The sequence below is a fragment of the Hydrogenophaga sp. genome (assembly GCF_050250835.1).
Taxonomy (GTDB): Bacteria; Pseudomonadota; Gammaproteobacteria; order Burkholderiales; family Burkholderiaceae_C; genus Hydrogenophaga.
In genome coordinates, this window is the sequence record NZ_JBFWNX010000003.1 from 181042 (window position 1) to 203735 (window position 22694).

Below are 22694 nucleotides of genomic sequence, written 5' to 3' on the forward strand. Positions count from 1 at the left end.
GGAGGCACAAGGTGAGCGAGTGGTGGACCTACCGCCCCTCGGACTTGCTGATGTTTGCGCCGCGCACCTACTGGCGCTTGTTCGAACTGCACAACGAGGCGATCTGGCCGGCGCCCGCGTTGACCGCGCTGGTTGCGCTTGGACTCGCAGGCGCGCTCTGGCGAGGTCGATCCGGCGCATTGCGTGCGGGCCTGGCGGTGCTGGCCGCTTGCTGGGCACTGGTGGCGTGGGCATTTCTTTGGCAGCGCTATGCCCCCATCAACACCGCAGGCAGCGCCTTTGCCATCGCCTTTGCAGTTCAGGCAGCCGGCCTGCTGATGCTGTCTCTGTGGGGCGGGTTCCAGATCGCAGGCGACGGTGTGCCGCGTCGAACCGGGATGGCCCTGCTGGTCTGGTCGGTGCTGGGGCACCCCTGGTTGAGCTGGCTCTTCGGCCGCCCCTGGTCACAGGCAGAGTTCTTTGGCCTCGCACCGGACCCCACCGCCATTGGCACCCTGGGTGTGCTGCTCTGCGTGGCATCGTGCCGCCGTTCTGTGCGCGGACTGTGGGGCGCGCTGTGGGTGGTGGCCCTGCTGTGGTGCGCCGTGAGTGCCACCACGTTGTGGACCATGGGTGCCGCACAGGGCTGGATACCGGCACTGGCTGCGGCGCTGGCGGTGGTGGCACGCCAGCGCGCCTGAGGCTGGCGACCTACCAGAGCGCCGAGTCGCGCATGTCCTGCAGCCTGCGCCGGTGGTGCTGGCGGTAGCGCCGCAGCGCCAGCCCGGTGAGCAGGCTCAGCACCACGCCCAGCAGCAGCCACTCGCCCACGGAAAGCTCGCGACCCATCCAGGCCTCGGCGAGCCAGGACAGGCCCAGCAGGCTTGCGACCCAGGCCAGGGTGACCAGGGCGAAAAGGGTCAGGGAGCGCGTCATGAATTCATTCTCGCATCCTCGCTGGCCCCTGGCTCATCCGGTCACTACACTGGCGGGCTTGCCGGAAAACACCTCGCCCTGTCCATGGACATCCTCATCTTCACGCTGGTGACCTTTGCGGTCATCGTCATCCTCAACGCGCAAGAGCAGAAGCGGCGCATTGCGCTGCTCGGCCAACACCTGGGCCGCTACCGCATGGAAGGCCTCATGGAAGACGTCGTTCAGGGCTACCTGCGCGCCCTGGATGAAGAAGATCCGCAACGCCGCGAGCAGATCTGGCGCCTGCAGGCGGGCTCCGAGGCCGCCATTGCCGACCAGTTCAACCGGTTCGCCTCGGAGTTTTCGCGCGCAGACGAAGCCGCTGCACGGGTGAACAAGATCGCCCTGCCCTGGGTGGGCCGGTTCTTTCCTGCCACCACGTTCGACCTGCGCGAAGCCTTTCGCATTCATGCCCGTGGGATCGCTGACGCGGTGGCCAACCCGTCAGAACGCTCGCCACGCGACAAGGCCTTTACCCTGTCGGCGGAGTTGTACCTGATGCAACACACCTGCCACTGGTTCTGCCGCTCGCGAACACTGGCTTCGGCGCGCCTGCTCAAGCGCCATCAGGTCAGCCATGCCCAGGTGCTGGCCGCCGTGTCGCCAGCCACGCGGCGCGCCTACGCCGAATTGACGGGCATCTGAGGCCTCAGGCCTGATCGAGCGGCAGCGCCGTCTTGTAGCGCACCTGTTTGAGCGCAAAGCTGGAACGAATCTTTTCCACCTGGGCGATGGGAGAAAGTTGCTCCAGGATGAAGCGCTCCAGCGCGGGCATGTCGGGCACGGCCACGCGCAGCAGGTAGTCGGCGTCGCCCGTCATCAGGTAACACTCCATCACCTCGTCGCGGATGCCGATGCGCGCCTCGAACTCCTCCAGCGCCTGCCGGTTCTGCTGCTTGAGACTGATCGAAATGAACACGTTGAGGTGCAAGCCGAGCTGCTTGGCATCGAGCAGGGCCACGTACTGACGGATCAGCCCGCGCGCCTCCAGCGCGCGCACCCGCGCCAGGCAGGGCGAGGGCGAAAGGTGCACGCGCCGGGCCAGTTCCACATTGGACAGGCTGGCGTCGCGCTGGAGTTCTTTCAGAATTCGGAGATCGGTTGCATCCAGTGTATTTGTGCCGTCTGCTTTCATATGCACAGCATTTTATGCCTCATGAATTGCACTTCTTCGCAAGCATCGACAGCAATTGCCAGGCCAGTGAGCCTACAGTGTCCGGTCCAGGAGTCCCGACCATGAACGACCATTCCAAACAGCTGCATTTCATCGAGCCCGCGTCCACCGACCCCGACCCCGGCGAAACGGCGGAGTGGCGCGAAGCCCTGCTGTCGCTGGCGAACAGCCAGGGCCCGGCACGCGCGCGGCAGATCCTCGACGAACTGGCTCGCCTGGCGCGCCAGCAGCGCATTGGCTGGCAACCCGAGCTCAACACGCCCTACGTCAACACCATCGCGGTGGAAGACCAGCCAGCCTTTCCCGGCGACCTGGCCATCGAAGAGCGCCTGGCATCGCTCATGCGCTGGAACGCGCTGGCCATGGTGGTGCGCGCCAACCAGGCGTATGGCGAGCTTGGTGGCCACATCGCCAGCTACGCCAGCGCGGCCGACCTGTTCGAGACCGGGTTCAACCATTTCTTTCGCGCGGGGCAGCAGGGCGATCTGGTGTTCTTCCAGCCGCACAGCGCACCTGGTGTGTATGCGCGGGCGTTCCTGGAGGGCCGCCTGAGCGAGGCCGACCTGCTGCACTACCGTCAGGAGATCACCGCCCCGGCCGAGGGCGCACGCGGGCTCTCCAGCTACCCGCACCCCTGGCTGATGCCGGACTTCTGGCAGTTCCCCACCGGCTCCATGGGCATCGGGCCCATCAGCTCGATCTACCACGCCCGCTTCATGCGCTACCTCACGCACCGCAACTTGCGCAACTGTGAGGGCCGAAAGGTTTGGGGCGTGTTCGGCGACGGCGAGATGGACGAGCCCGAAAGCATGTGCGCGCTCACGCTGGCGGCCAGGGAAAAGCTCGACAACCTGGTGTGGGTCGTCAACTGCAACCTGCAGCGCCTGGACGGCCCGGTGCGCGGCAACGGCCGCATCATCGACGAGCTGGAAAAGCTGTTCGCGGGCGCGGGCTGGAACGTGATCAAGCTGGTCTGGGGCAGCGACTGGGACGGCCTGTTCGCGCGCGACACCAGCGGCGCGCTGGTGCGCGCCTTCGCCCACACGGTGGACGGCCAGATGCAGACCTTCGCCGCCAAGGACGGCCGCTTCAACCGCGACAACTTCTTCGGCCAGAACGAGGACCTCGCACGGCTTGCGCAGGGCATGACCGACGAACAGATCGACCGGCTCAAGCGCGGCGGCCACGACCTGGTGAAGATCCACGCCGCGTACCACGCAGCGGCTGCCCACACCGGCCAGCCCACAGTGATCCTGGCGCACACCAAGAAGGGCTACGGCATGGGCAGCGCGGGCCAGGGCCGCATGACCACGCACAGCCAGAAGAAGTTCGACGGCACCGACCTCATTGAATTCCGCAACCGCTTCAACCTGCCACTCTCCGACGAGCAGGCCACTGGTCTGGCGTTCTTCAAGCCGGCCGACGACAGCGTCGAGATGCGCTACCTGCGCGAACACCGCGAGCGTCTCGGCGGCGCCATGCCCCGACGCGAAACGGTGTGCGACGTGGTGCCGGTGCCACCCATCGACGCCTACGCCACCTTCGCGCTGAAGGCCGACGGCAAGGAGATGAGCACCACCATGGCCTTTGTTCGCATGCTCGGCGGCCTGCTGAAAGACGCGCAACTCGGACCGCGCATCGTGCCCATCGTGGCCGACGAAGCACGCACCTTCGGCATGGCCAACCTGTTCAAGCAGGTTGGCATCTACAGCAGCGTGGGCCAGCGCTACGCGCCGGAAGACATCGGCTCGGTGCTCAGCTACCGGGAGGCGCTGGACGGGCAGATCCTGGAGGAAGGCATCAGCGAAGCCGGTGCCCTGGCGAGCTGGACGGCGGCGGCCACCAGCTACAGCGTGCATGGCCTGGCCATGTTGCCGTTCTACATCTATTACTCCATGTTTGGCTTCCAGCGCGTGGGCGACGCCATCTGGGCCGCCGCAGACCAGCGCTCGCGTGGCTTCCTGCTGGGAGCCACCTCAGGGCGCACCACGCTGGGCGGCGAAGGCCTGCAGCACCAGGACGGCAGCAGCCACCTGGTGGCAGCAACCATCCCCAACTGCAAGGCCTACGACCCGGCGTTCGCGGGCGAACTCGCGGTGATCGTCGACGCCGGCATGCGCGACATGCTGGTGGATCAGCGGGACGTGTTCTATTACGTGACCCTGATGAACGAGAACTACGCTCAGCCCGACCTGCCCGAAGGCGCGGCCGCCAACGTGCTCAAGGGCGGCTACCGCTTCGGTCTTTTCGGTGACGAGAAGGCCGCACGGCGCGTCACCCTGCTGGGCTCCGGCGCGATCCTCACCGAGGTGATCAAGGCCGCCGCCGAGCTCACCAGGGAGGGCATCTGCGCCGAGGTGTGCAGCATCACCAGTTGGAGCGAGCTCGCACGCGACGGCTTGAACAGCCCCGAGACAACGCATCTCACGCGTCTGCTGGCCGAAGGCTCGGGCCCGGTGGTGGCCGCCACCGACTACGTGCGTGCCGTGCCGGAGAGCGTGCGTGCGTTCGTGCCGCAAGGCCGTGCGTACCACACGCTGGGCACTGACGGCTTTGGCCGCAGCGACACGCGCGCCGCGCTGCGCGCGCACTTCCAGGTCGATGCGGCCAGCATCGTGCAGCAGGCCAAGGCGGCGCTGGCGCACTGAACGGGCTTCAGTCCAAGCCTTGCCTGGTGCCGAGCACGAGGATCACGTGCGCTCGTCCGGCAACGGCGTCGCACCAGACGCCGCGCGAAAACGCATTGCCACCACACCGCAGTGCGATATGCCCGCCTTCCTATAATTCCCGCGTGACTTCCCTCGCCTCCCACCAATCGCCGCACCGCACCCACCGTCCGCTTCAGGCCGGTGCCGTGCTGCGCGCGCGCTCGGCCATGGGTTCGGCAGGCCCACGTCAGCCGGCCGCACATTCCTGAGCCCGGCGATACCTCTTCATCTTCTTGCGCCATTCCACCATCGCCGGGCCCACAAGCCGGCGCGATCGCGGCCGCCGTCCATTTCATTCGGCGTCTGCATTGGTTGGAGTGCTCCATGCATGCAAACATCGCGGGCGAACGCCTGCTCACCGAACTCGATCACGCGCGCCTGAGCCACCTCGGTGGCGTGCACGCCTTGCCTGAACTGGCCGAGGTGCTCGACAGCACCGATCTGGTGGCCTCGCGCGAAGTCCCGTCGGACGTCGTCACCATGTACTCCCAGGTGGTCATCGAAGACCTGGACTCCCACAAGCGCCACAAGCTCACGCTGTGCTACCCGGACGACGCCGAGCCACACCAGGGATTCATCTCCGTGCTCTCGCCGGTCGGCGCCAGCCTGTTGGGCCTGCGCGTGGGCGCCACGGCGCGCTGGCGCACACCCAACGGTGACGCCTGCGCGGCAGAAATCGTCTCGCTGCTGTTCCAGCCCGAGGCGAGCGGCGACTACAGCCTGTAGATCGCCTCGGGCGCCACGCCCACTGCAGTTCCATCGCTCCTCCGGCCTGGCGCCGGAGGCCGGTCCCCGCACGCCCAGGATGTTTCATGAACCACCCTCTCCTACTGGCCGTCACCGATCACTCGGTGCAGGCCGAGCACGCCATCGAGCGCGCAGCCATGCTGGCTCGCCAGCAAAAGCACCACCTCCATCTGCTTCATTTTGGCGAGAGCACTGGCTCTCCCTTCACCGACCCGGCGGCCCGGCTGGCACAGCGCGCCAGGCAACTGGCCCGCCGACACGCGCTGCGCGTGACCGCTTCACCCACCTCCACGCCGACACTGGAGGGCGTCATCGCGCAGTGCGGCGCGGCGCGCCTGCTGGTGATGGCGCCTCAATGGCAGCGGCACTGGAAGACCTTCTACAAGGGCAGCCTCACGGACCAGTGCCTGCAAGGCAGCCCGTGCCCGGTGTTGCTGGTGAAGCACGCGCCTGCGGGCGCCTATCAGCGGGCGCTGGTGGCGGTCGATCTCTCCCCTCGATCCGGGCCACTTGTGGAGAGTGCGCGCCCGTGGGTCGAAGGCTCGCAGGTCGAGCTGTTTCACGCCATCGACACGCTGGAAGAGTCCAAGCTGCGCTCGGCCAACGTCTCCTGGGAGACCCAGCGGGTCAACCGCATGAGCTCGCGCCAACGCGCCCGGGAGAGGTTGATCCAGCTCACCAGCGCTTTTGCACAGGATGGCACCGCCCTGGCCTTCGATCTGGCCCATGGCGACGCGGCCTACCAGACCGCTGTGCAGCAGCAGGCCACGGGTGCGCAACTGGTGGTGGTGGGAAAACAGCACCGCACACCACTGGCCGATTTCCTCACGGGCAGCGTGGCGCAGAGGGTGGCCCGGTGGGCGCAGAGCGATGTGCTGGTGGTACCGCTGAAGCAAGCACATGCTCAGCCGGTGGGCGCGCCCGGCTCGTGGGCGCCTGGGCGATCGGTCCCGTGACAGGGACCAGCTTTTTGCCGACCGCTCCAAGGTCTTCCGGTCATGCTCCTGCTGACCTGCATGCTGATCGGCATGCCGATCATCGCGGCGGTGCTGGCGATCTCGCGGGTTTAGGTGCGCGGCGCTCTTCGCGCAACATGAAGAGGTAAAGCCCCTCCACCTTTTCGCGCGCCCACGGCGTCTTGCGCAGGAAGCGCAGGCTGGAGGGGATGCTGGGGTCGAGGTTGAAGCAGCGCACCGGGATGCGTTCGCCCAGTCCTTCCCAGCCGTAGTGGTTCACCAGCGCGTTCAGCACCGCCTCCAGCGTGAGTCCGTGCAGGGGGTTGCGGGGTTGGGCGGGCGCGGTGGTGGTCATGCCAGTGCTTTCTCCAGCGCATCCACGAACATGGCCGGCACGTCAAAGCCGGTCTGCTGCTGAATTTCCTGGAAGCAGGTCGGGCTGGTGACGTTGATTTCGGTGACCTTGTCGCCGATCACGTCCAGCCCCACCAGCAGCAGGCCGCGCGCGGCGAGTTTGGGACCGATGGCCCTGGCAATGGCCCAGTCGCTTTCGGAGAGCGGCAAGGCCACGCCCTTGCCACCAGCGGCAAGGTTGCCGCGGATCTCGTTGCCCTGCGGTATGCGCGCCAGGCAGAACGGTGCGGCCTGGCCACCGATCACGAGCAGGCGCTTGTCGCCGTCCACGATCTGCGGCAGGTAGCGTTGCACCATCACGCTGGTGCTGCCGCCCTGGTTCAGCGTCTCGATGATGGAGCCCAGGTTCATGCCGTCGGCGCCAACGCGGAAGATGCCCATGCCGCCCATGCCGTCGAGCGGCTTCAAGATGATGTCCTTGTGCTCGGCGTGGAAGGCGCGGATGGCGGCAGGCAGACGCGTCACCAGGGTGGGCGGCGCGAACGAGGCGAACTCCATGAGCGCGAGTTTCTCGGGGTGGTCGCGCAGCGCGCGCGGGCTGTTGAACACGCGCGCACCTTCACGTTCGGCCTGCTCCAGCAAGTGGGTGGCGTAGAAGAATTCGCTGTCGAACGGCGGGTCTTTGCGCATGAGCACGGCGTCGAAGCTGTGCAGCGGGTCGCGCACTTCGGCGGTGGTCTTGAACCATGCGTGGGCGTCTCCCGTGAGAGTGACGTGCCGTGCCAGCGCGGTGACCGGATGGCCGCTTTGCCATTGCATCTGCTCAGGCTCGCAGGTGGCGAGCGAGTGGCCGCGCTTCTGCAGCTCGCGCATCATGGCGAAGGTGGTGTCTTTGTAGATCTTGAAGGACTCAAGCGGGTCGGCGACGATGAGGATCTTTTTGGGCATGCGGTTCACTTGCGAGGTTTGAGCCCGTACTGTTGCACAAACAGCGCGATCGCGCCGGCCAGCACGCCCCAGAACGCGGAGCCGACGCCGGCAATCACCACGCCACTGAGCGTGACGAGGAAAGTGATGAGCGCGGCCTCGCGGTGCGCGTCGTCCTTGAGCGCGGCGTGCAGACCGCCACCGATGCTGCCCAGCAACGCGATGCCCGCGATGGCCAGGACGAGTTCGCGCGGAAAGGCAATGAGCACGCCGGTGACGGCGGCACCGAAGAGCCCGATCAACACGTAGAGCCCACCACAGACCACGGCAGCGGCGTAACGCTTGTCGCGATCGGGGTGTGCCTCGGGGCCCATGCAGATGGCGGCGGTGATGGCGCTGAGGTTGAGCGCAAAGGCGCCGAAGGGCGCGAGCACCAGCGTGGCCACGCCTGTCATGGTGATGATGCGCGAGATGGGCATGTCGTACCCCGCCGCGCGGATGGCCGCCACACCGGGCAGGTTTTGCGAAGCCATGGTGACCACGAAGAGCGGCAGTGCGAGGCTGGTGAAACCGGCCAGGCTGAAGGCCGGCAGGCTGAATACCGGCATGGCGAGCTCGAACGTGACGGCACTGGCGTTGAACTGCCCCTGGGCCACCACCCACGCGACGCCCACCACCAGTGTGAGCGGCACCGCATAGCGCGGCATGAATCGCCGGCCCATCAGGTAGGCCAGCAGCATGAGCACCACCAGCGGCAGGGCGGTCTTGGCGGCGTCGAAGGCCTGCAGGCCAAAGCGCGCCAGCACCCCCGCGAGCAGCGCCGAAGCAATGGCCATGGGGATTTTGTTCATCACCCGCTCGAACCAGCCAGTGGCGCCCACCAGCGTGATGAGCGCCGCGCTGACGATGAAGGCACCCACCGCATCGGCCATGGTGAACCCGCCCGCCAGGCCCGCCGTGGCCAGCACCGCTGCACCCGGCGTGCTCCAGGCCACCATCACCGGCTGGCGCAGGACCAGCGAAGGAATGGCCGAACACAGCCCCATGCCCAGGCCAAGCGCCCACATCCAGGATGTGATCTGCGCCGGCGTTGCGCCAAAGGCCTGCGCGGCCTGAAAGACGATGGCCACCGAACTGGTGAAGCCAACCAGCACGGCGACGAAACCAGCGGTGGCGGCGGAGAGATTGAGGTCACGGAAGAAGGGCATCGGGGGATTGTCCACTCCCCCCGCCCCATGGCCCGCCCGCCACCCCGCTCGCCCTGAGCCTGTCGGAGGGTTCGCCTGAGTGTGGGCGAGGCTTCGACAGGCTCAGCCCGAACGGAAGGGTGGCTCAGCCCGAACGGAAGGGTGGCTCAGCCCGTGCGGAAGGGTGGCTCAGTCCGAACGGAGGGGAGGCTCGGCCCGAATGGAAGGGTGGCTCGGCCCGAACGGAGGGGTGGCTCGGCCCGAACGGAGGGGTGGCTCGGCCCGAACGGAGGGGTGGCTCGGCCCGAACGGGTGGCGCTCAAATCTCGACTTTCGACCCGAGCTCGATCACCGCATTGCTCGGCAAGTTCAGGAACTCGGCCGCCCCGCTCGCGTTGTGGTGCATCTGTGCGAAGAGCTTTTCTCGCCACGGCGCCATGCCGCTGCCGATGGTGGGCACCACGACGTCGCGCGACAGGAAATAGCTGGTGGTCATGGGGCCCACTTCGCAGCCGCGTCCGCGCAGGGCTTCCAGCGCTTCGGGCAGGTCCTGGTCGTTCTTGAAGCCGTAGTTCACCACCACCTGCCAGCAGTTGTGCCCAAGCGGGTCGATCTGCAGGCGTTTCTCCAGGCCGATCCAGGGCACTTCGTGGCTGCGCACCGTCACAAACAGGTTCTGTTCGTGCAGCACCTTGTTGTGCTTGAGGTTGTGCAGCATGGCGTTGGGCACGGTGCCGATGTCGGCGGTCAGGAACACGGCGGTGCCTTCCACGCGCACGGGCGGCGCGACAAACACGGCGTCGAGGAAGCTGGCGAGTTCAATGGATTCGGCGTGCTGCTTCTCATGCATCAGCGCGCGACCGCGTTTCCAGGTCATCATGAGCGTGAACACCGCGCCACCGATCAGCAGCGGGAACCAGCCACCGGCGAAGAGCTTGAGCAGGTTGGAGCTGAAGAAGGCCAGGTCCACCGCGAAGAAGAACCCGGTGGCGCCCAGGCACATCCAGAGCGGGTACCTCCAGCTGTAGCGGATGACGTAGAACGTGAGCACGGTGGTGATGAGCATGTCCAGCGTGACCGCGATGCCATAGGCCGCCGCAAGGTTGGTGGACGACTTGAACATGACGACCGCGAGCACGATGGCGACGAACAGTCCCCAGTTCACGAACGGCATGTAGATCTGGCCGGTGTGCCGCACGCTGGTGTGCTGCACCTTCAGGCGCGGCAGGTAGCCGAGCTGGATGGCCTGCTTGGTGACGCTGAACGCGCCGGTGATCAGGGCCTGCGAGGCGATCACCGTGGCGAGGGTGGCCAGGACCACCAGCGGCAGCAGCATCCATTCGGGTGCCATGTTGAAAAAGGGATTCTTCACCGCCTGCGGCCGCGCCAGCAGCAACGCCCCCTGGCCGAAGTAATTCAGCGTGAGGCAGGGCATGACCACCAGGAACCAGGCCAGGCGGATCGGCCGTTTGCCAAAGTGCCCGAGGTCGGCGTAAAGCGCCTCCGCACCGGTGACACACAGCACCACCGCACCCAGGATGATGAAACTCGTGCCGGGCTGCTCCCACATGAAGCGCAATGCGTGCAGCGGACTCAGCGCACCCAGGATTTCGGGGTGGTCCACGATCTGCGCCACGCCCAGCGCAGCGATGGTGAGGAACCAGGTGAGAGTGATGGGGCCGAAGAAGCGGCCGATGCCGGTGGTGCCGCGCTTTTGCACCGCGAACAGCGCAAACAGCACGAGCAGCGTGATGGGCACCACGTAATGCTTGAAGTGTGGCGAGATCACCTCCAGGCCTTCGACCGCCGAAAGCACCGAGATGGCCGGCGTGATCACACCATCGCCGTAGAACAGCGAGGTGCCGAAAATGCCCACGACCAGCAGGCCCTGGCGCAGCGCGGGCCGGTCTTTCACCGCCGTGGAAGCCAGCGCCAGCATGGCGATGAGACCGCCCTCGCCGTTGTTGTCGGCGCGCAGCACCAGCGTCACGTACTTGAGCGAGACGATGACGGTGAGCGTCCAGAACAGGATGGAAAGAATCCCGTAGACGTTGGCGTAGGTGAAGGGAACGTGGCCGGACCCAAACACCTCTTTGACGGCGTACAGCACGCTGGTGCCGATATCGCCGTAAACCACGCCGATGGCGCCCAGGGTGAGCGCCGCCAGAGACGATTTGGAAGCAGACACAAAACAACCCCGGCCTGTCGGCTCGGGGTTCGGTTGTCGGGGAACAGCGATTTTGCGCTGGGCACCCCGGCTTGTCTGTGGTCTCAGCGGCCTAAACCGGCGCACCCACAGAAAATGTTGCGCTGCAGCAACTTATTCGTAGACTTCGGCGTCCGGGTCGGTCGCTTCGAGCTCGTAGCTCGCCGCGAGCATGGCCAGGCGGCCGATCACGCCGTACATGTAGAAGCGGTTGGGCACGCTGGCGCCAGGCTTGACGCCGGGCTGCGGCAACTGCGCGCTCTGCTCGAAGGCCAGCGGCACGTAGCTGGAACCGGGTGCGTTCAGGTTTTCGTCCACACCCCGGTCGGCGTGTACGCGGTAGAAACCGCCGACCACATAGCGGTCCATCATGTAGACCACGGGCTCGGCCACCGCGCTGTTGATGCGCTCGTTGGTCAGCACGCCTTCCTGGATGATCACTTCGTGAACTTCCTGTCCGGCCTGCGTCACGGCCATGCGGGCCTTGGTCTTGTCGGACAGGTGGTCGATGTCCTTGGCGTCGCGCACCGTGAGGATGCCCATGCCGCCGGTGCCGTTGTCGGCCTTGACGACGACAAAAGGCTTTTCATTGATGCCGTATTCCTTGTACTTGCGGCGGATCTTGCCGAGCAGCGCGTCGGTGTTGCTGCGCAGGCATTCGAGCCCCGCGTCGGAGTTGAAGTCCACCTGGCCGCACTGGTTGAACATCGGGTTGATGAGCCAGGGGTCCATGCCAAGCAGTTTGCCGAAGCGCTTGGAGACTTCCTCGTAGGCCTTGAAGTGGTGGCTTTTGCGCCGAGTGCCCCAGCCTCCGTGCAGTGGCGGCAGCAGGTACTGCTCGTGGAGGTCTTCCAGGATGCCGGGAACGCCCGCGCTCAGGTCGTTGTTGAGCAGGATGGTGCAGGGGTCGAAATTCTTCAGGCCCAGCCGGCGCTTGCTGCGGATCAGGGGTTCGAGCACCACCTTTTCGCCGCCGGGCAGCTCGATGGTGGTGGGCGCCTTGATGTCGTTGGAGAGCGAGCCCAGGCGCACATTGAGCCCAGCCATGTAGAAGATGCGCTGCAGTTGCGCGAGGTTGCTCAGGTAGAAGATGTCCTTGGTGTTCTCGGGCACCAGCAGGAGGTTCTTGGCCTCGGGGCAGATTTTCTCGATGGCGGCCATGGCCGCCTGCACCGCCAGCGGCAGCATTTCGGGCGTCAGGTGGTTCCAGCCGCCGGGATACAGGTTCGTGTCCACCGGCGCCAGCTTGAAGCCGGCATTGCGCACGTCCACCGAGCTGTAGAACGGCGGCGTGTGTTCCATCCACTCCAGCCGGAACCAGCGCTCGATCACCGGGGTGGATTCGAGGATTCGCTGCTCGAGCTCGTTGATAGGGCCAGTCAAGGCGGTGACGAGGTGCGGAACCATAGGAGGGTGGGGTACGACTGGTGGGGGAGGCAGTCAGTGTAATGGGGCCGGATGACGGCCATTTCAAGGCGTCAGCCGCGCACTTCGCCCTCGCCCAGCACCACGTACTTCAGCGAGGTGAGGCCTTCCACGCCGACCGGCCCGCGGGCGTGGAACTTGTCGGTGGAGATGCCGATTTCGGCGCCCAGCCCGAACTCGAAGCCATCTGCGAAGCGGGTGCTCGCATTCACCATCACGCTCGCCGAATCGACCTCTCGCAAGAAGCGCTGGGCGTGCATGTGGTCGGTGGTGAGGATGGCATCGGTGTGATGGCTGCTGTAGTGGTTGATGTGGCGAATGGCTTCGTCCACACCTTCCACCACCTTGATGCTGATGACGGGGGCGAGGTATTCCTCGGACCAGTCGGATTCGGTGGCGTCGACGAGGATGGGTGAATGCCCGGCTTCGACAAGCTCAGCCCGAACGGGGGGCAGCTCAGCCCGAACGGCAGTACCCCGATCGTCCTGAGCCTGTCGAGGGGCAAGCTCAGCCCGAATGGCGGTACCCCGATCGTCCTGAGCCTGTCGAAGGGCAAGCTCAGCCCGAACGGCGGTACCCCGATCGTCCTGAGCCTGTCGAAGGGCAAGCTCAGCCCGAATGGCGGTACCCCGATCGTCCTGAGCCTGTCGAAGGGCAAGCTCAGCCCGCATGGCTTGGGTGAGGATCGCCCGGCTCTCGGCGCACACCCGCATCTCCACCCCTTTGGCCGCATAGATCGCGCCGATCTTTGGCAGGAATTCGGCCGCCACGCCACGCGCCACCAGCAGGCTCTCGGTGGCGTTGCAGGGGCTGAACTTCTGCGTCTTGGCGTTGTCGGCCACCTTCACCGCCATGGCGATGTCGCAGGGGTCGTCCACGTAGGTGTGGCAATTGCCGTCGAGGTGCTTGATGACCGGCACCTTGGCCTCGGCGCTGATGCGCTCGATCAGGCCCTTGCCGCCACGCGGAATGATCACGTCCACGTACTGCGGCATGGTGATGAGCTGGCCCACGGCAGCGCGGTCGGTGGTGGGCACGAGCTGCACCGCATCGGCCGGCAGACCGGCGTCCACCAGCGCACGCTGCACCAGCGCGGCCAGCGCGCGGTTGGATTCGATGGCTTCCGAGCCGCCGCGCAGGATGGCGGCGTTGCCGCTCTTGATGGACAGCGACGCCGCTTCGATGGTGACGTTGGGCCGGCTCTCATAGACCATGCCGAACACGCCGATGGGCACGCGCATCTGGCCCACGCGGATGCCGCTGGGCATCTGCTTCATGCCGGTGATGTCGCCAATGATGTCGGGCATGGCCGCAAGCTGCTCGCAGCCCTGGGCGCAGGTTTCGATGACTTTGGGCGTGAGCTTGAGGCGGTCCAGCATGGGCTCACTCAGGCCGTTGGCGCGGGCGCGCTCCAGGTCTTTCGCGTTGTCCACCTGCAGGGCATCCACGTTGGCGCGCAGCAGGGCGGCCAGGCCGCGCAGCGCCGCCAGCTTGGTGGCCGCGCTGGCCTTGGCCATGTGCGCCGACGCCACCTTGGCCTGCTGGCCCAGGGTGTGCATGAGTTCGGTGGTGTTGGTCGCGTTCATGCCGGAGATTTTCGCAGAGGATCAGCGCGGGCGCTCGAACCCGGATGCTATCCAGGCCTGCGCGCTGTCCACATTCAGCTTGAAGAGGGGCGCAACGGGCACGCGGGCCAGTTCGGCATCGAACTCGTCGTGCGCGCTCAGGGTGGCGGTGGCGCCCTCTTCATCGGGAACGATGGCCAGCGCCACCCGAACGCGCCGGCCATCGGCCGTCACCGTCACGTTCTTGTTCAGTTGCGCGTGCAGTTGCTGTTCGGAACGGCGGATCACCTCTTTCGCGGTCTTCACCAGCGTGTTGAAAGCCGCCGTGTCCAGCGGCTTGGGGTTCTTCTTGTCGCGGCCCATGGTCCAGGGGCCCACCAGCGCCGGCTCGGCCGCACCGTCCAGATGCATGGCCACGGCCCAGCCATCGTCGTCTTCGTTCTTGATGACACGGGCGGTCCAGTGTTCGTCGCTCCAGAGACGGTCTTCGTGAATGGGTTCTTGGGTGTCAGATGTCATGGGGGTCGAGGTTACAGGCAGAACGCGGGCATTGCGATGTAATCGGGTGCCATGACGCCTGCTTCCGCTCCCCTGCTCTACAGCTACCGCCGCTGTCCCTATGCCATGCGGGCGCGCATGGCGCTGCTGGTGGCGGGCATTGCGTTCGATGCGCATGAGATCGTGTTGCGCGACAAGCCCGCCGCCATGCTGGCCCTGTCGCCCAAGGGCACGGTGCCGGTGCTGCAGTTGCCCGACGGCGAGGTGCTGGAGCAAAGCCTGGACATCGTGCAATGGGCATTCGGCGTCAGCGACCCCGAGCGCTGGTGGGCGCGCGGCCAGGGTGCAGCCAACCTGGAGCTGCTGTCGATCTGCGATGGCCCCTTCAAACACCACCTGGACCGCTACAAGTACCCCGAGCGATTCGACGATGCGAACCCGTTGCTGCATCGGGACGCCGCCGTGGAGACCCTGCTGAAGCCGCTTGAAGCGCGGTTGCAGATCTCGCCCCAGCTGGGCGGCGAGGCCCCTTGCGCCACGGACATCGCCATCTTCCCGTTCGTGCGCCAGTTCGCGGCGGTGGAGCCCGGCTGGTTTTGCACACTGCCTTTGCCAGCCCTCAGGACCTGGCTTTCAGACTGGCTGTCTCGTCCCTTGTTCGACACAGCCATGACCAAGCTGGCCAGCGGACAGGCGGTGCGGTTTCCAACCTTCAACGCAGCGGGATCGGCGTAGCCCGGTCCACCGCCACCGCCGTGATCGAGTTCTGCGGCGAACCCTCGATCACCCGATCCGAGTAAGTGAGGTACACCAGCGTGTGGCGCTTGGGATCGACCATGCGCACGATGCGCAGCCGCTTGAAGATCAGGCTGATGCGTTCGCTGAAGATCTCTTCCTGTTCCTTGATGGGCTTCGGGATGGCGATGGGGCCAACCTGCCGGCAGGCAATGGACGCCTCCGATTTGTCTTCGGCCAGGCCAAACGCGCCCTTGATGCCACCGGTCTTGGCGCGCGAGATGAAACACGTGACGCCAGTCACACCCGGGTCGTCATAAGCCTCGACCACGATCTTGTGGTCCGGGCCGATGAACTTGAAAACGGTGTCGACCGAACCGATTTCTTCGGCGTGGATGGTGGCGGCAGTGGCGGCGAGCGCCAGTAGCAAGGGCACGGTGAAGCGGCGCATGGCGGTCTTTCAGAGGGCATTCGAATGACCACACGGTAGCAGGTCGCCACGGGCCGCAGTCCGGCGCGGCGGCGCACTGATCTCGACACCGGGGGGCCGCCGCTGCACCAGCCACCCTCGCCCACGGCGGTGGCCTCGACGTCTGCGGTTGCCACCTCAACCGCAAGACGGGTGAATGCGGCGGCCATCAGCAAGCTGCTGCGACGTATTGGCGGTGTTGTAGGTAGGGCGGCTTGGCAGCGAAAGAAGTCAGTCGCGACGGCAACACCGAGTTCGCCTGTCCGATCCGAAGCGGTCGCTCAGGGTGTCCGCTGCGGCGACAACGGCCGCACGGTTGTCCCCACGCATTGCTTCGCATGCCACGGGGAGCCGGGCTGGCGGCTGACAGTTGTATTGAACGCTCAGCGAAAACTATCGCTCCGCTTTCTAGTCATGGTCAGCGATGTCGCGCCCCTTCCTAGCCCTCGAAGATTTGCTCAAAGGCGAGCTGACAGGTTGATTGAATTTCCTCGGCCGTCAGCTTGCGGTCCTGCGGGATCAACGCCGCGCTGCGGACGTCGTCGGTCACCTTCGAGAAGGTAGCCTCGTTGAGCTTGATCACCTCATCGCGGTCCTTACCTAGGCCGGGGCCAATGACCACCTTCCACAGCTTCTGAAACGCCGCCATCTGACCTCCGAACAGGCCGACGGTGTCGAAGATGTACAGGATGTCCTGCGCTCTCTTCTTTGCCGGACGCTGCTTTTGGATCAGGAACTTTTGAACCATGAACGCAAGCGGGTTGGCGACCCGGATGTCCATCGACGTCTTCAAGGGGGCGTTGTCGGGGTGCAGCTTGACTACCCACGGATCGACCAGCAGGATGTCGAGATGGCGAATCTTCTGTGCCGTGATGCCTGCCTTCGCCAGCGTAGCATCTGGTTTCCCGTCTCGCTTGAAGCCACTGCCCGCCAGCGGCGTCAGAAACTCAGCGTAGAAGCCTTCGCCCTCCGTACCCAGGGTGTAGTGAGCCACAGGCGGCTTTGACTCGCCAGACAGCTGTTCCTTAAATCCGCTTCCTTCCAGTGCGGCTTTGATATCACCTTCAATAGGTTCAGCAGCTGCGAAGGCCAGATCCGTATCCTTCGTGAAGACGGCTTGATGCGCCGGCGCATTGGCTCTGGTATCCAGTCGATGAATTCGGTGTGCCCATCCGCCGACGTACACGAGCTGACCGCGCCACGGCGCCAAGGCCTCAGCTAACCGCACAAAGGCTTCCAGATCGTTCATCGGAGGTCCGTTTCAACGATAGGGCGAAGGAACTTAGCGTAGATCAAGTCAGCCTGCTCCGCGCCTCTCGCGGGGTGACTTCCAACATCGAGCCAGGTTTGAATGACGTCCGAGGCGGCCCATCCATCACGATGCACGGCGCCTCGGAACACTGATTGAGGAAACGCCACCTGCCGAAGAATGAAGTCAGGCGCATCTCCTGGGGCCACCGGGCGCACGCTCCTCCACTTCTTGTCGTCCGCAAGCGGCAGCTTGGGGACAAGGAGATGCGGGGGTACGCCGCTAACGTGGCCAAACTTCAGTTCCTCAGCCGCGGCGAACAGGCCAAGGCAGGCTTCGGGCGATTGCTTTGCGATGAGGTCTTGCAGCTGCTGGCGCACCGGCGCACGTAAGACGAATCGCACCGCCAGTTCGGGCGCAGGGCGCAGGGCCGCGGCTCGCCAGCGCTCAAACAGGTCCGCTCTCCTCACGAGGCGGGGTCCCCGCGAGTTTTCGTCGAGAAAACCTTCGTTGCGAAGCTGCTGCAAGAATCGGGAGACGCTCATCGTCGAAGCACCTGCTGCATCCGCCAACTCGGCACCACTTCGAACGTTGATTCGTGGAGCGCTTAGTAGAGTGTCCGGGATCTCGTTGGCGAGAAGGATCTTCAACATCCACTGATTTAGGTCGGAGAAAAGGTTGACCACTTGGTGGGATGAGCGGCTGGCGCGCCAATGCTCGCTTTTCGGTTCCGCATTCAGTTCGTCAAACGGGTGCCCCACGAAGTGCCTGAATCCGTTCTCGGACACAACTCCCACGGGAACGCCTTCCGCATAGTTCTTGGCGAACGAGCGCAGGTGATTTCCGAGACTGGGTGAGGCGTGCCCCACCCAGAGAACTGCCAGAGGCTTTGCCCCGCCCACTTCGCGTGCATGCGCTTTCGCCTGAAGTATTGCCATCGACAGGAGCGGCAGCACGCGATCGGCTCGGCCCTCGGCGAGCGCCTTCACTTCCACAGCGAAGCGCTGGCCGTCTCTTTCGAGGACGAGATCGGCGCCCCCGCCACCTCGGTCAATCGAAGCGTCGGGCCGCCATCCGTGGGACCGGAACAGGTCCGCAACGGATAACTCAGCCTCTCTGTATCGACTTGAAGGTGACTCGACTACCGGCATTGGGGATGCTCCTAACATGGCCACTGTAGATAACAAGTCCACGTTAGTCAACCTGGCCACGTTACAAGCACGTTCTGATCTTTTGCTCGCAAGTCCATGTATGCTGTAGCGCAACACACTACACACCAATGGGGCAACGTGGTCAAAAAAGCAAAAAAGGGGTCGACATCACCAGCCAACGCTTCGCCGCACCCCGGCCAACATGTGCGCGAGAGGTACCTCGAACCGAAAGGCTTGTCTGTCTCCGCCGCTGCGGCGCTCGTCGGCGTCGGTCGCCCTGCGTTCTCCAACTTCCTCAACGGCAACGCTGCGCTCACCCCCGATATGGCAGCGCGGATCGAGGTGGCATTCGGCGCAACCAAGGAGGAACTACTCGCGATGCAGTCCGCGTTCGACGCCGCGGAAGCGCAAATGAAGGGTGCCCCCGCTGATTCGACGCCTTATGCGGTGCCCTTCCTCAACTTCAAGGCTCGTGACATCGAAGATTGGGCAGAGCGGAACATCGGCGCGCGCAGCCGCTTGGCTGTCCTCATTCGCACGTTGGTGAACTCGACTGGTCGCGGCATCACGAAGATCGACTTCCCTGGAAACGATGATGCAGAGCGTCCAGGCTGGGACGGAATCGTCGATACGGGACAAGGAACACCATGGATTCCCGAAGGCCTCTCGGGGTGGGAACTCGGCACAAACAAGGACCCCAAGACGAAGGCGGACAGCGACATCGCGAAGAGCGTCGAGGCTATACCAAAGGCCGAACGCGAGAACTTGACCTTCGTCTTCGTCACGCCACGGCATTGGCCGGGGAAGGGCGACTGGGAGCGAGCGCAGCGGGCGAAGAAGAAGTGGCGCGATGTGCGGGCGTTCGATTCGAACGATCTTGAGCAGTGGTTTGAGCAGTCGATCGCCGCGCAGGCGTGGTTCGCTCGCGAGATGGAACGCCCGGCCAAGGGGGTTCGTACGCTCGAACAGTGCTGGGCTGACTGGTCGCTCGCGACGGACCCTGCACTCGATCACACGCTCTTCGACCTCTACGTTGAGGGTGCGAAGAAGACCCTGATCTCGCGGCTCACACAGAGCCCTGGCGGACCCACCATCGTGGCCGCCGACTCCACGGACGAGGCCCTTGCCTTCCTTGCACGGTGTTTCGCGTCGCTCGAAGACCCGAAGGCGATCGGCCTGGCAGACCGCGCGCTCGTCTTCGATGAGCCGGGCGTCGTGCGCGCACTAGCGAAAGGAACGACAACATTCATTGCAGTCGCGCACACGCGAGCGGTCGAGGCCGAGCTAGCGCCGCTTGCGCGCTCCCATCACTGCATCGTTGTCTATCCACGTAACGCCGTGAACGTCGAGCCCCATGTCACGCTCGAGCCGCTCAACTACGAGGCGTTTACGAAGCCACTCGAAACGATGGGGTTCGGCCGTGACGAGATCGCGCGACTCGCGAACGAATCAGGCCGTTCGCTTACCGTCCTTCGTCGTCGGCTCACAACGATGCCAGCGATCAGGACGCCGCACTGGGCTGCAGATGCGGGACGAGGTGCGTCCCTCGTTCCCTTCCTTTGGGTCGGCGCCTGGAACGCAACAAATCGCGCCGATCAAGCTGTGCTCGAACTCATGAGCGACGAGCATACGTACGACGTGCTCGAGCGGCAGTGCCAAGATCTCGTGCGCCTCAACGATCCGCCGCTTTGGTCGGTCGGGCACTATCGCGGTGTCATATCGACAATCGACGTGCTCTTCGCGATCGCACCACAGATCACTGCATCCGACCTCGAGCGCTTTTTCAGAGTGGCAAACATCGTGCTCGGCGAGGACGATCCAGGGCTCGATCTGCCAGAAGAAAAGCGGTGGGCCGCCAACATCTACGGCAAGCGTCGCGAGTTCTCTGCAACATTGCGACAGGGCATCGCCGAGGCTCTCGTACTTCTTGCCGTACACGGCGACCATCTTTTCGGGAGCCGTCTTGCATTCGACTGCGAGCACGAAGCGGGTACGCTCGTCCGTACGCTACTGACGCCGCTCAGCACGCGCCTCCTCGAAGCGAACGACCGCGATCTCACCGCATACGCGGAAGCCGCGCCCGAGGTGTTCCTCGCGATCCTTGAAGCCGACCTCAAGAGCGGAACACCCGCAACGTATGGGCTTATGCGTCCTGCCGGAAGCGGCGTCTTCGGTGGTTGCCCACGTACTGGGCTTCTTTGGGCACTCGAGGGCCTGGCGTGGAGCCCGATCACCATGCCGCGAGTCGCCCGCATCCTCGCGCAATTGTCGCGGATCGAGATCAACGACAACTGGGTCAACAAGCCCATGAACTCGCTCGAATCGATATTTGCAGCCTGGATGCCGCAGACCGCGGCGGACCACACGACCCGGCTACGAGTACTGAAGGATCTTGCCGTTCGATATCCGGAGATCGCCTGGAGGCTGTGCATCGCACAGATTGAGCCGGGACTGCGGTCAGGCAGCGGAAGCCACAAGCCGAAGTGGCGGAACGACGGCTTGGGGTACGGCGAACCGCTGCCCACCTGGGAACCGATCATTGCGTTCACAAAAGACATGGTCGAAATGGCTCTGACCTGGAAGAGCGACTACACGGAAGCGATGATTTGCGATCTCGTCAGTTGCCTCCCTGGCCTTTCAAACGGAGACCGCGATCGCGTCTGGAAGATCATGACCGCATGGGCGAACTCCGCTCCCGACCGGGACAAGGCGCGTGTGCGAGAGCACATAAGGCAGCGCATCCTTTCGCGCAGGAGCAAGCGTCACACCAATCCCGATGACTATGTTGCGCTCACGGACGCGGCGAAAGCGGCGCGTCAGGCACTTGAGCCGACCGACATCGTGCAGAAGCACGCCTGGCTCTTCAGAGAGCATTGGCTCTCTGAGTCCGCGGAGGACTTGGCGGATATTGACCGTGACTTCGACAAGCGCGCAGAGCGTGTTGCCGCCCGTCGCGCAGAAGCGCTCAGGGATGTGTACGCAGCTCGCGGCGACACCGGAGTGATTGAACTTTCAACACAAGGAAATGCGGCTTTCGTCGCGGGTCTCCTGCTCGCCGAGCGAGTGCTGTCGTGGGCTGAGGTCGCCGACGTCATCTGTGCCGCGCTTGCCCCGACCGACGCCTTGAATGCCGGCTCGCGCCAAAACCTCATTGCCGGGCTCGTCCGTAGCAATGCAGACGAGACAAAACGCCAGGAGCTTCTGGATGCACTCTCCGAACGCATCCCAGAAGACGAGCTCGTCCGCGTTCTCCTCGCAACACCGTTCCGTCCCGCGACATGGCAGCGAGTGGACGGACTCAGCGTCGACTCACGAACGCGGTACTGGCGAGACGTGGTCCCCGAGTGGTTCCGAGAAGAAGATGCCGAGGTGCTGGAAGCGATCGAACGCCTAGTCGCGGCGAAGCGGCCGCGAGCTGCGTTCCATACTGCGCAGTTCGCCCTGGGACGCCTTGAACCCGAGCTCGTCTTCCGTCTCATGACCAATGTGGCTCAAGGGGGCGATGAGCAGGAAGGCCACTACCAACTGCAACATCACTACATCGAAGAAGCGTTTGACCGAATCAATGCGCCCTCGTCACTCACGATCGAGCAGAAGGCTGGACTTGAGTTCACGTTCGTCGATGCGCTTATCCAGCCTGGAGCAAAGGGCGGCATACCAAACTTAGAGCGATACGTCGAAGCGCATCCAGACCTGTACGTGCAGGCGCTCGCATGGACATACCGACGCAAGGGTGACGGGATAGATCCGCCAGAGATCGTGCCGCCGGAGGGAAGCGGCAAACAACTTGCGGAGCGGGGATACAAGCTTCTTCGCGCGTTGCGATCCATCCCAGGACGCGACGAGGCCGGCGCTCTGAATGCTGCTCGACTGCGCTCCTGGGTCGATGCGGTACGCGATGCGGCAGCAAAAATTGACCGCACGGCGGTGGCGGACGTGAGCATCGGGGAGCTTCTCTCCAATGCACCATCAGGTGACGATGGGGTATGGCCCTGCGAGCAGGTACGAGAGGTGATTGAGGACATCCAATCCGTCGACATTGCTCGTGGCATGCGTACAGGGCGATATAACGCCCGTGGAGCGCATTGGCGAGGTGAGGGTGGAGGGCAAGAGCGCGCTCTCGCCGACGAGTACCGCACTTGGGCCGAAGCCCTTCAACACTCTCATCCCTTCGTCTCTTCGAAGCTCCTGATGGGCTTGGTGAAGACGTACGACGCCGAGGCGGAGCGCGAGGACACGGAAGCGACGATCCAGAGGAGGTTGCGCTGAGCATGATGGCGAGGTCACCAACTTGCCCTTGCTGCTTCCGCGTGCTGTACCGACTCCTCGCCCAAGCGAATCGCACCTCAGGGAACATCCAAGAGGGTGCGAGTTGTACAAGGGCTATTG

General features: G+C 64.7%; 19 protein-coding genes. 7 read left to right on the plus strand and 12 right to left on the minus strand.

Features of this window, described 5'->3' with window-relative positions; translation table 11 throughout:
- Window positions 1-11 precede the first annotated feature (11 nt).
- Window positions 12-680, plus strand: a complete 669-nt coding sequence (locus tag AB7F11_RS05950; RefSeq protein WP_428291515.1) for a DUF6064 family protein — start codon at window positions 12-14, stop codon at window positions 678-680.
- 10 nt (window positions 681-690) lie between these two features.
- On the opposite strand, the gene AB7F11_RS05955 is transcribed toward AB7F11_RS05950, so the two are convergent.
- Window positions 691-915 (minus strand): hypothetical protein, encoded by a 225-nt coding sequence (locus tag AB7F11_RS05955; protein ID WP_428291514.1) that lies wholly within the window; start codon window positions 913-915, stop codon window positions 691-693.
- An 84-nt stretch (window positions 916-999) separates the two neighbouring features.
- Here AB7F11_RS05955 and AB7F11_RS05960 point away from each other — a divergent pair, with 84 nt between their 5' ends.
- Entirely contained in the window at window positions 1000-1599 is a 600-nt protein-coding gene (locus AB7F11_RS05960) for a hypothetical protein (protein ID WP_428291513.1), read from the plus strand.
- A gap of 4 nt (window positions 1600-1603) precedes the next feature.
- Here AB7F11_RS05960 and AB7F11_RS05965 read toward each other — a convergent pair whose 3' ends face one another.
- Window positions 1604-2089 (minus strand): Lrp/AsnC family transcriptional regulator, encoded by a 486-nt coding sequence (locus tag AB7F11_RS05965; RefSeq protein ID WP_428291512.1) that lies wholly within the window; start codon window positions 2087-2089, stop codon window positions 1604-1606.
- Window positions 2090-2190: 101 nt separating this feature from the next.
- Between AB7F11_RS05965 and mdeB the strand changes: the two genes are divergently transcribed.
- The 3 genes from mdeB to AB7F11_RS05980 all read left to right on the plus strand — a co-directional run bounded on the left by mdeB (window position 2191) and on the right by AB7F11_RS05980 (window position 6539).
- The gene (gene mdeB, locus AB7F11_RS05970; protein WP_428291511.1) at window positions 2191-4776 is read left to right on the plus strand and encodes an alpha-ketoglutarate dehydrogenase; all 2586 of its coding nucleotides are present in this window, start codon (window positions 2191-2193) and stop codon (window positions 4774-4776) included.
- Between the two features lie 384 nt (window positions 4777-5160).
- Window positions 5161-5562 (plus strand): GreA/GreB family elongation factor, encoded by a 402-nt coding sequence (locus tag AB7F11_RS05975; RefSeq protein ID WP_428291510.1) that lies wholly within the window; start codon window positions 5161-5163, stop codon window positions 5560-5562.
- An 86-nt stretch (window positions 5563-5648) separates the two neighbouring features.
- Window positions 5649-6539, plus strand: a complete 891-nt coding sequence (locus tag AB7F11_RS05980) for a universal stress protein (RefSeq protein WP_428291509.1) — start codon at window positions 5649-5651, stop codon at window positions 6537-6539.
- 79 nt (window positions 6540-6618) lie between these two features.
- Here the strand turns inward: AB7F11_RS05980 and AB7F11_RS05985 are convergent, their stop codons facing one another.
- From AB7F11_RS05985 to AB7F11_RS06015, 7 genes are all read right to left on the minus strand, one after another.
- On the minus strand, window positions 6619-6894 hold the full coding sequence (locus AB7F11_RS05985) for a VF530 family DNA-binding protein (RefSeq protein WP_428291508.1): 276 nt from the start codon (window positions 6892-6894) through the stop codon (window positions 6619-6621).
- Complete coding sequence (gene gshB, locus AB7F11_RS05990; protein WP_428291507.1) at window positions 6891-7841, minus strand: glutathione synthase; 951 nt, start codon at window positions 7839-7841, stop codon at window positions 6891-6893. Before gshB ends, AB7F11_RS05985 begins: the two co-directional genes overlap by 4 nt.
- Window positions 7842-7846: 5 nt before the next feature.
- Window positions 7847-9028, minus strand: a complete 1182-nt coding sequence (locus AB7F11_RS05995) for a benzoate/H(+) symporter BenE family transporter (protein WP_428291506.1) — start codon at window positions 9026-9028, stop codon at window positions 7847-7849.
- Between the two features lie 298 nt (window positions 9029-9326).
- Window positions 9327-11195 (minus strand): potassium transporter Kup, encoded by a 1869-nt coding sequence (locus tag AB7F11_RS06000; protein ID WP_428291638.1) that lies wholly within the window; start codon window positions 11193-11195, stop codon window positions 9327-9329.
- Window positions 11196-11327: 132 nt separating this feature from the next.
- Window positions 11328-12620 (minus strand): glutamate--cysteine ligase, encoded by a 1293-nt coding sequence (gene gshA / locus AB7F11_RS06005; protein ID WP_428291639.1) that lies wholly within the window; start codon window positions 12618-12620, stop codon window positions 11328-11330.
- Window positions 12621-12691: 71 nt separating this feature from the next.
- On the minus strand, window positions 12692-14224 hold the full coding sequence (locus tag AB7F11_RS06010; protein WP_428291640.1) for a glutamate-5-semialdehyde dehydrogenase: 1533 nt from the start codon (window positions 14222-14224) through the stop codon (window positions 12692-12694).
- A gap of 21 nt (window positions 14225-14245) precedes the next feature.
- Complete coding sequence (locus AB7F11_RS06015) at window positions 14246-14722, minus strand: hypothetical protein (RefSeq protein ID WP_428299903.1); 477 nt, start codon at window positions 14720-14722, stop codon at window positions 14246-14248.
- 51 nt (window positions 14723-14773) lie between these two features.
- On the opposite strand from AB7F11_RS06015, the gene AB7F11_RS06020 reads away from it, so the two are divergent.
- A complete protein-coding gene (locus AB7F11_RS06020; protein ID WP_428291642.1) occupies window positions 14774-15436 on the plus strand; it encodes a glutathione S-transferase in 663 nt (220 codons plus the stop codon).
- Here the strand turns inward: AB7F11_RS06020 and AB7F11_RS06025 are convergent.
- The 3 genes from AB7F11_RS06025 to AB7F11_RS06035 all read right to left on the minus strand — a co-directional run bounded on the left by AB7F11_RS06025 (window position 15414) and on the right by AB7F11_RS06035 (window position 18143).
- On the minus strand, window positions 15414-15887 hold the full coding sequence (locus AB7F11_RS06025) for a CreA family protein (RefSeq protein ID WP_428291643.1): 474 nt from the start codon (window positions 15885-15887) through the stop codon (window positions 15414-15416). The two genes, AB7F11_RS06020 and AB7F11_RS06025, sit on opposite strands and share 23 nt — an antisense overlap.
- A gap of 457 nt (window positions 15888-16344) precedes the next feature.
- Complete coding sequence (locus AB7F11_RS06030; protein ID WP_428291644.1) at window positions 16345-17154, minus strand: GSU2403 family nucleotidyltransferase fold protein; 810 nt, start codon at window positions 17152-17154, stop codon at window positions 16345-16347.
- Window positions 17151-18143, minus strand: coding sequence for an RpiR family transcriptional regulator (locus AB7F11_RS06035; protein ID WP_428291645.1), 993 nt, complete (start codon window positions 18141-18143; stop codon window positions 17151-17153). Before AB7F11_RS06035 ends, AB7F11_RS06030 begins: the two co-directional genes overlap by 4 nt.
- Window positions 18144-18443: 300 nt before the next feature.
- On the opposite strand from AB7F11_RS06035, the gene AB7F11_RS06040 reads away from it, so the two are divergent.
- The gene (locus tag AB7F11_RS06040) at window positions 18444-22574 is read left to right on the plus strand and encodes a HigA family addiction module antitoxin (protein WP_428299902.1); all 4131 of its coding nucleotides are present in this window, start codon (window positions 18444-18446) and stop codon (window positions 22572-22574) included.
- The last annotated feature ends 120 nt before the right edge of the window (window positions 22575-22694 follow it).

Excerpts from the sequence above, each read along its gene's own strand:
- AB7F11_RS05955 (WP_428291514.1), bottom strand. The coding sequence starts at position 915 with ATGACGCGCTCCCTGACCCTTTTCGCCCTGGTCACCCTGGCCTGGGTC.
- AB7F11_RS05960 (WP_428291513.1), top strand. The coding sequence starts at position 1,000 with ATGGACATCCTCATCTTCACGCTGGTGACCTTTGCGGTCATCGTCATC.
- AB7F11_RS05965 (WP_428291512.1), bottom strand. The coding sequence starts at position 2,089 with ATGAAAGCAGACGGCACAAATACACTGGATGCAACCGATCTCCGAATT.
- mdeB (WP_428291511.1), top strand. The coding sequence starts at position 2,191 with ATGAACGACCATTCCAAACAGCTGCATTTCATCGAGCCCGCGTCCACC.
- AB7F11_RS05975 (WP_428291510.1), top strand. The coding sequence starts at position 5,161 with ATGCATGCAAACATCGCGGGCGAACGCCTGCTCACCGAACTCGATCAC.
- AB7F11_RS05980 (WP_428291509.1), top strand. The coding sequence starts at position 5,649 with ATGAACCACCCTCTCCTACTGGCCGTCACCGATCACTCGGTGCAGGCC.
- AB7F11_RS05985 (WP_428291508.1), bottom strand. The coding sequence starts at position 6,894 with ATGACCACCACCGCGCCCGCCCAACCCCGCAACCCCCTGCACGGACTC.
- gshB (WP_428291507.1), bottom strand. The coding sequence starts at position 7,841 with ATGCCCAAAAAGATCCTCATCGTCGCCGACCCGCTTGAGTCCTTCAAG.
- AB7F11_RS05995 (WP_428291506.1), bottom strand. The coding sequence starts at position 9,028 with ATGCCCTTCTTCCGTGACCTCAATCTCTCCGCCGCCACCGCTGGTTTC.
- gshA (WP_428291639.1), bottom strand. The coding sequence starts at position 12,620 with ATGGTTCCGCACCTCGTCACCGCCTTGACTGGCCCTATCAACGAGCTC.
- AB7F11_RS06010 (WP_428291640.1), bottom strand. The coding sequence starts at position 14,224 with ATGAACGCGACCAACACCACCGAACTCATGCACACCCTGGGCCAGCAG.
- AB7F11_RS06015 (WP_428299903.1), bottom strand. The coding sequence starts at position 14,722 with ATGACATCTGACACCCAAGAACCCATTCACGAAGACCGTCTCTGGAGC.
- AB7F11_RS06020 (WP_428291642.1), top strand. The coding sequence starts at position 14,774 with ATGACGCCTGCTTCCGCTCCCCTGCTCTACAGCTACCGCCGCTGTCCC.
- AB7F11_RS06025 (WP_428291643.1), bottom strand. The coding sequence starts at position 15,887 with ATGCGCCGCTTCACCGTGCCCTTGCTACTGGCGCTCGCCGCCACTGCC.
- AB7F11_RS06030 (WP_428291644.1), bottom strand. The coding sequence starts at position 17,154 with ATGAACGATCTGGAAGCCTTTGTGCGGTTAGCTGAGGCCTTGGCGCCG.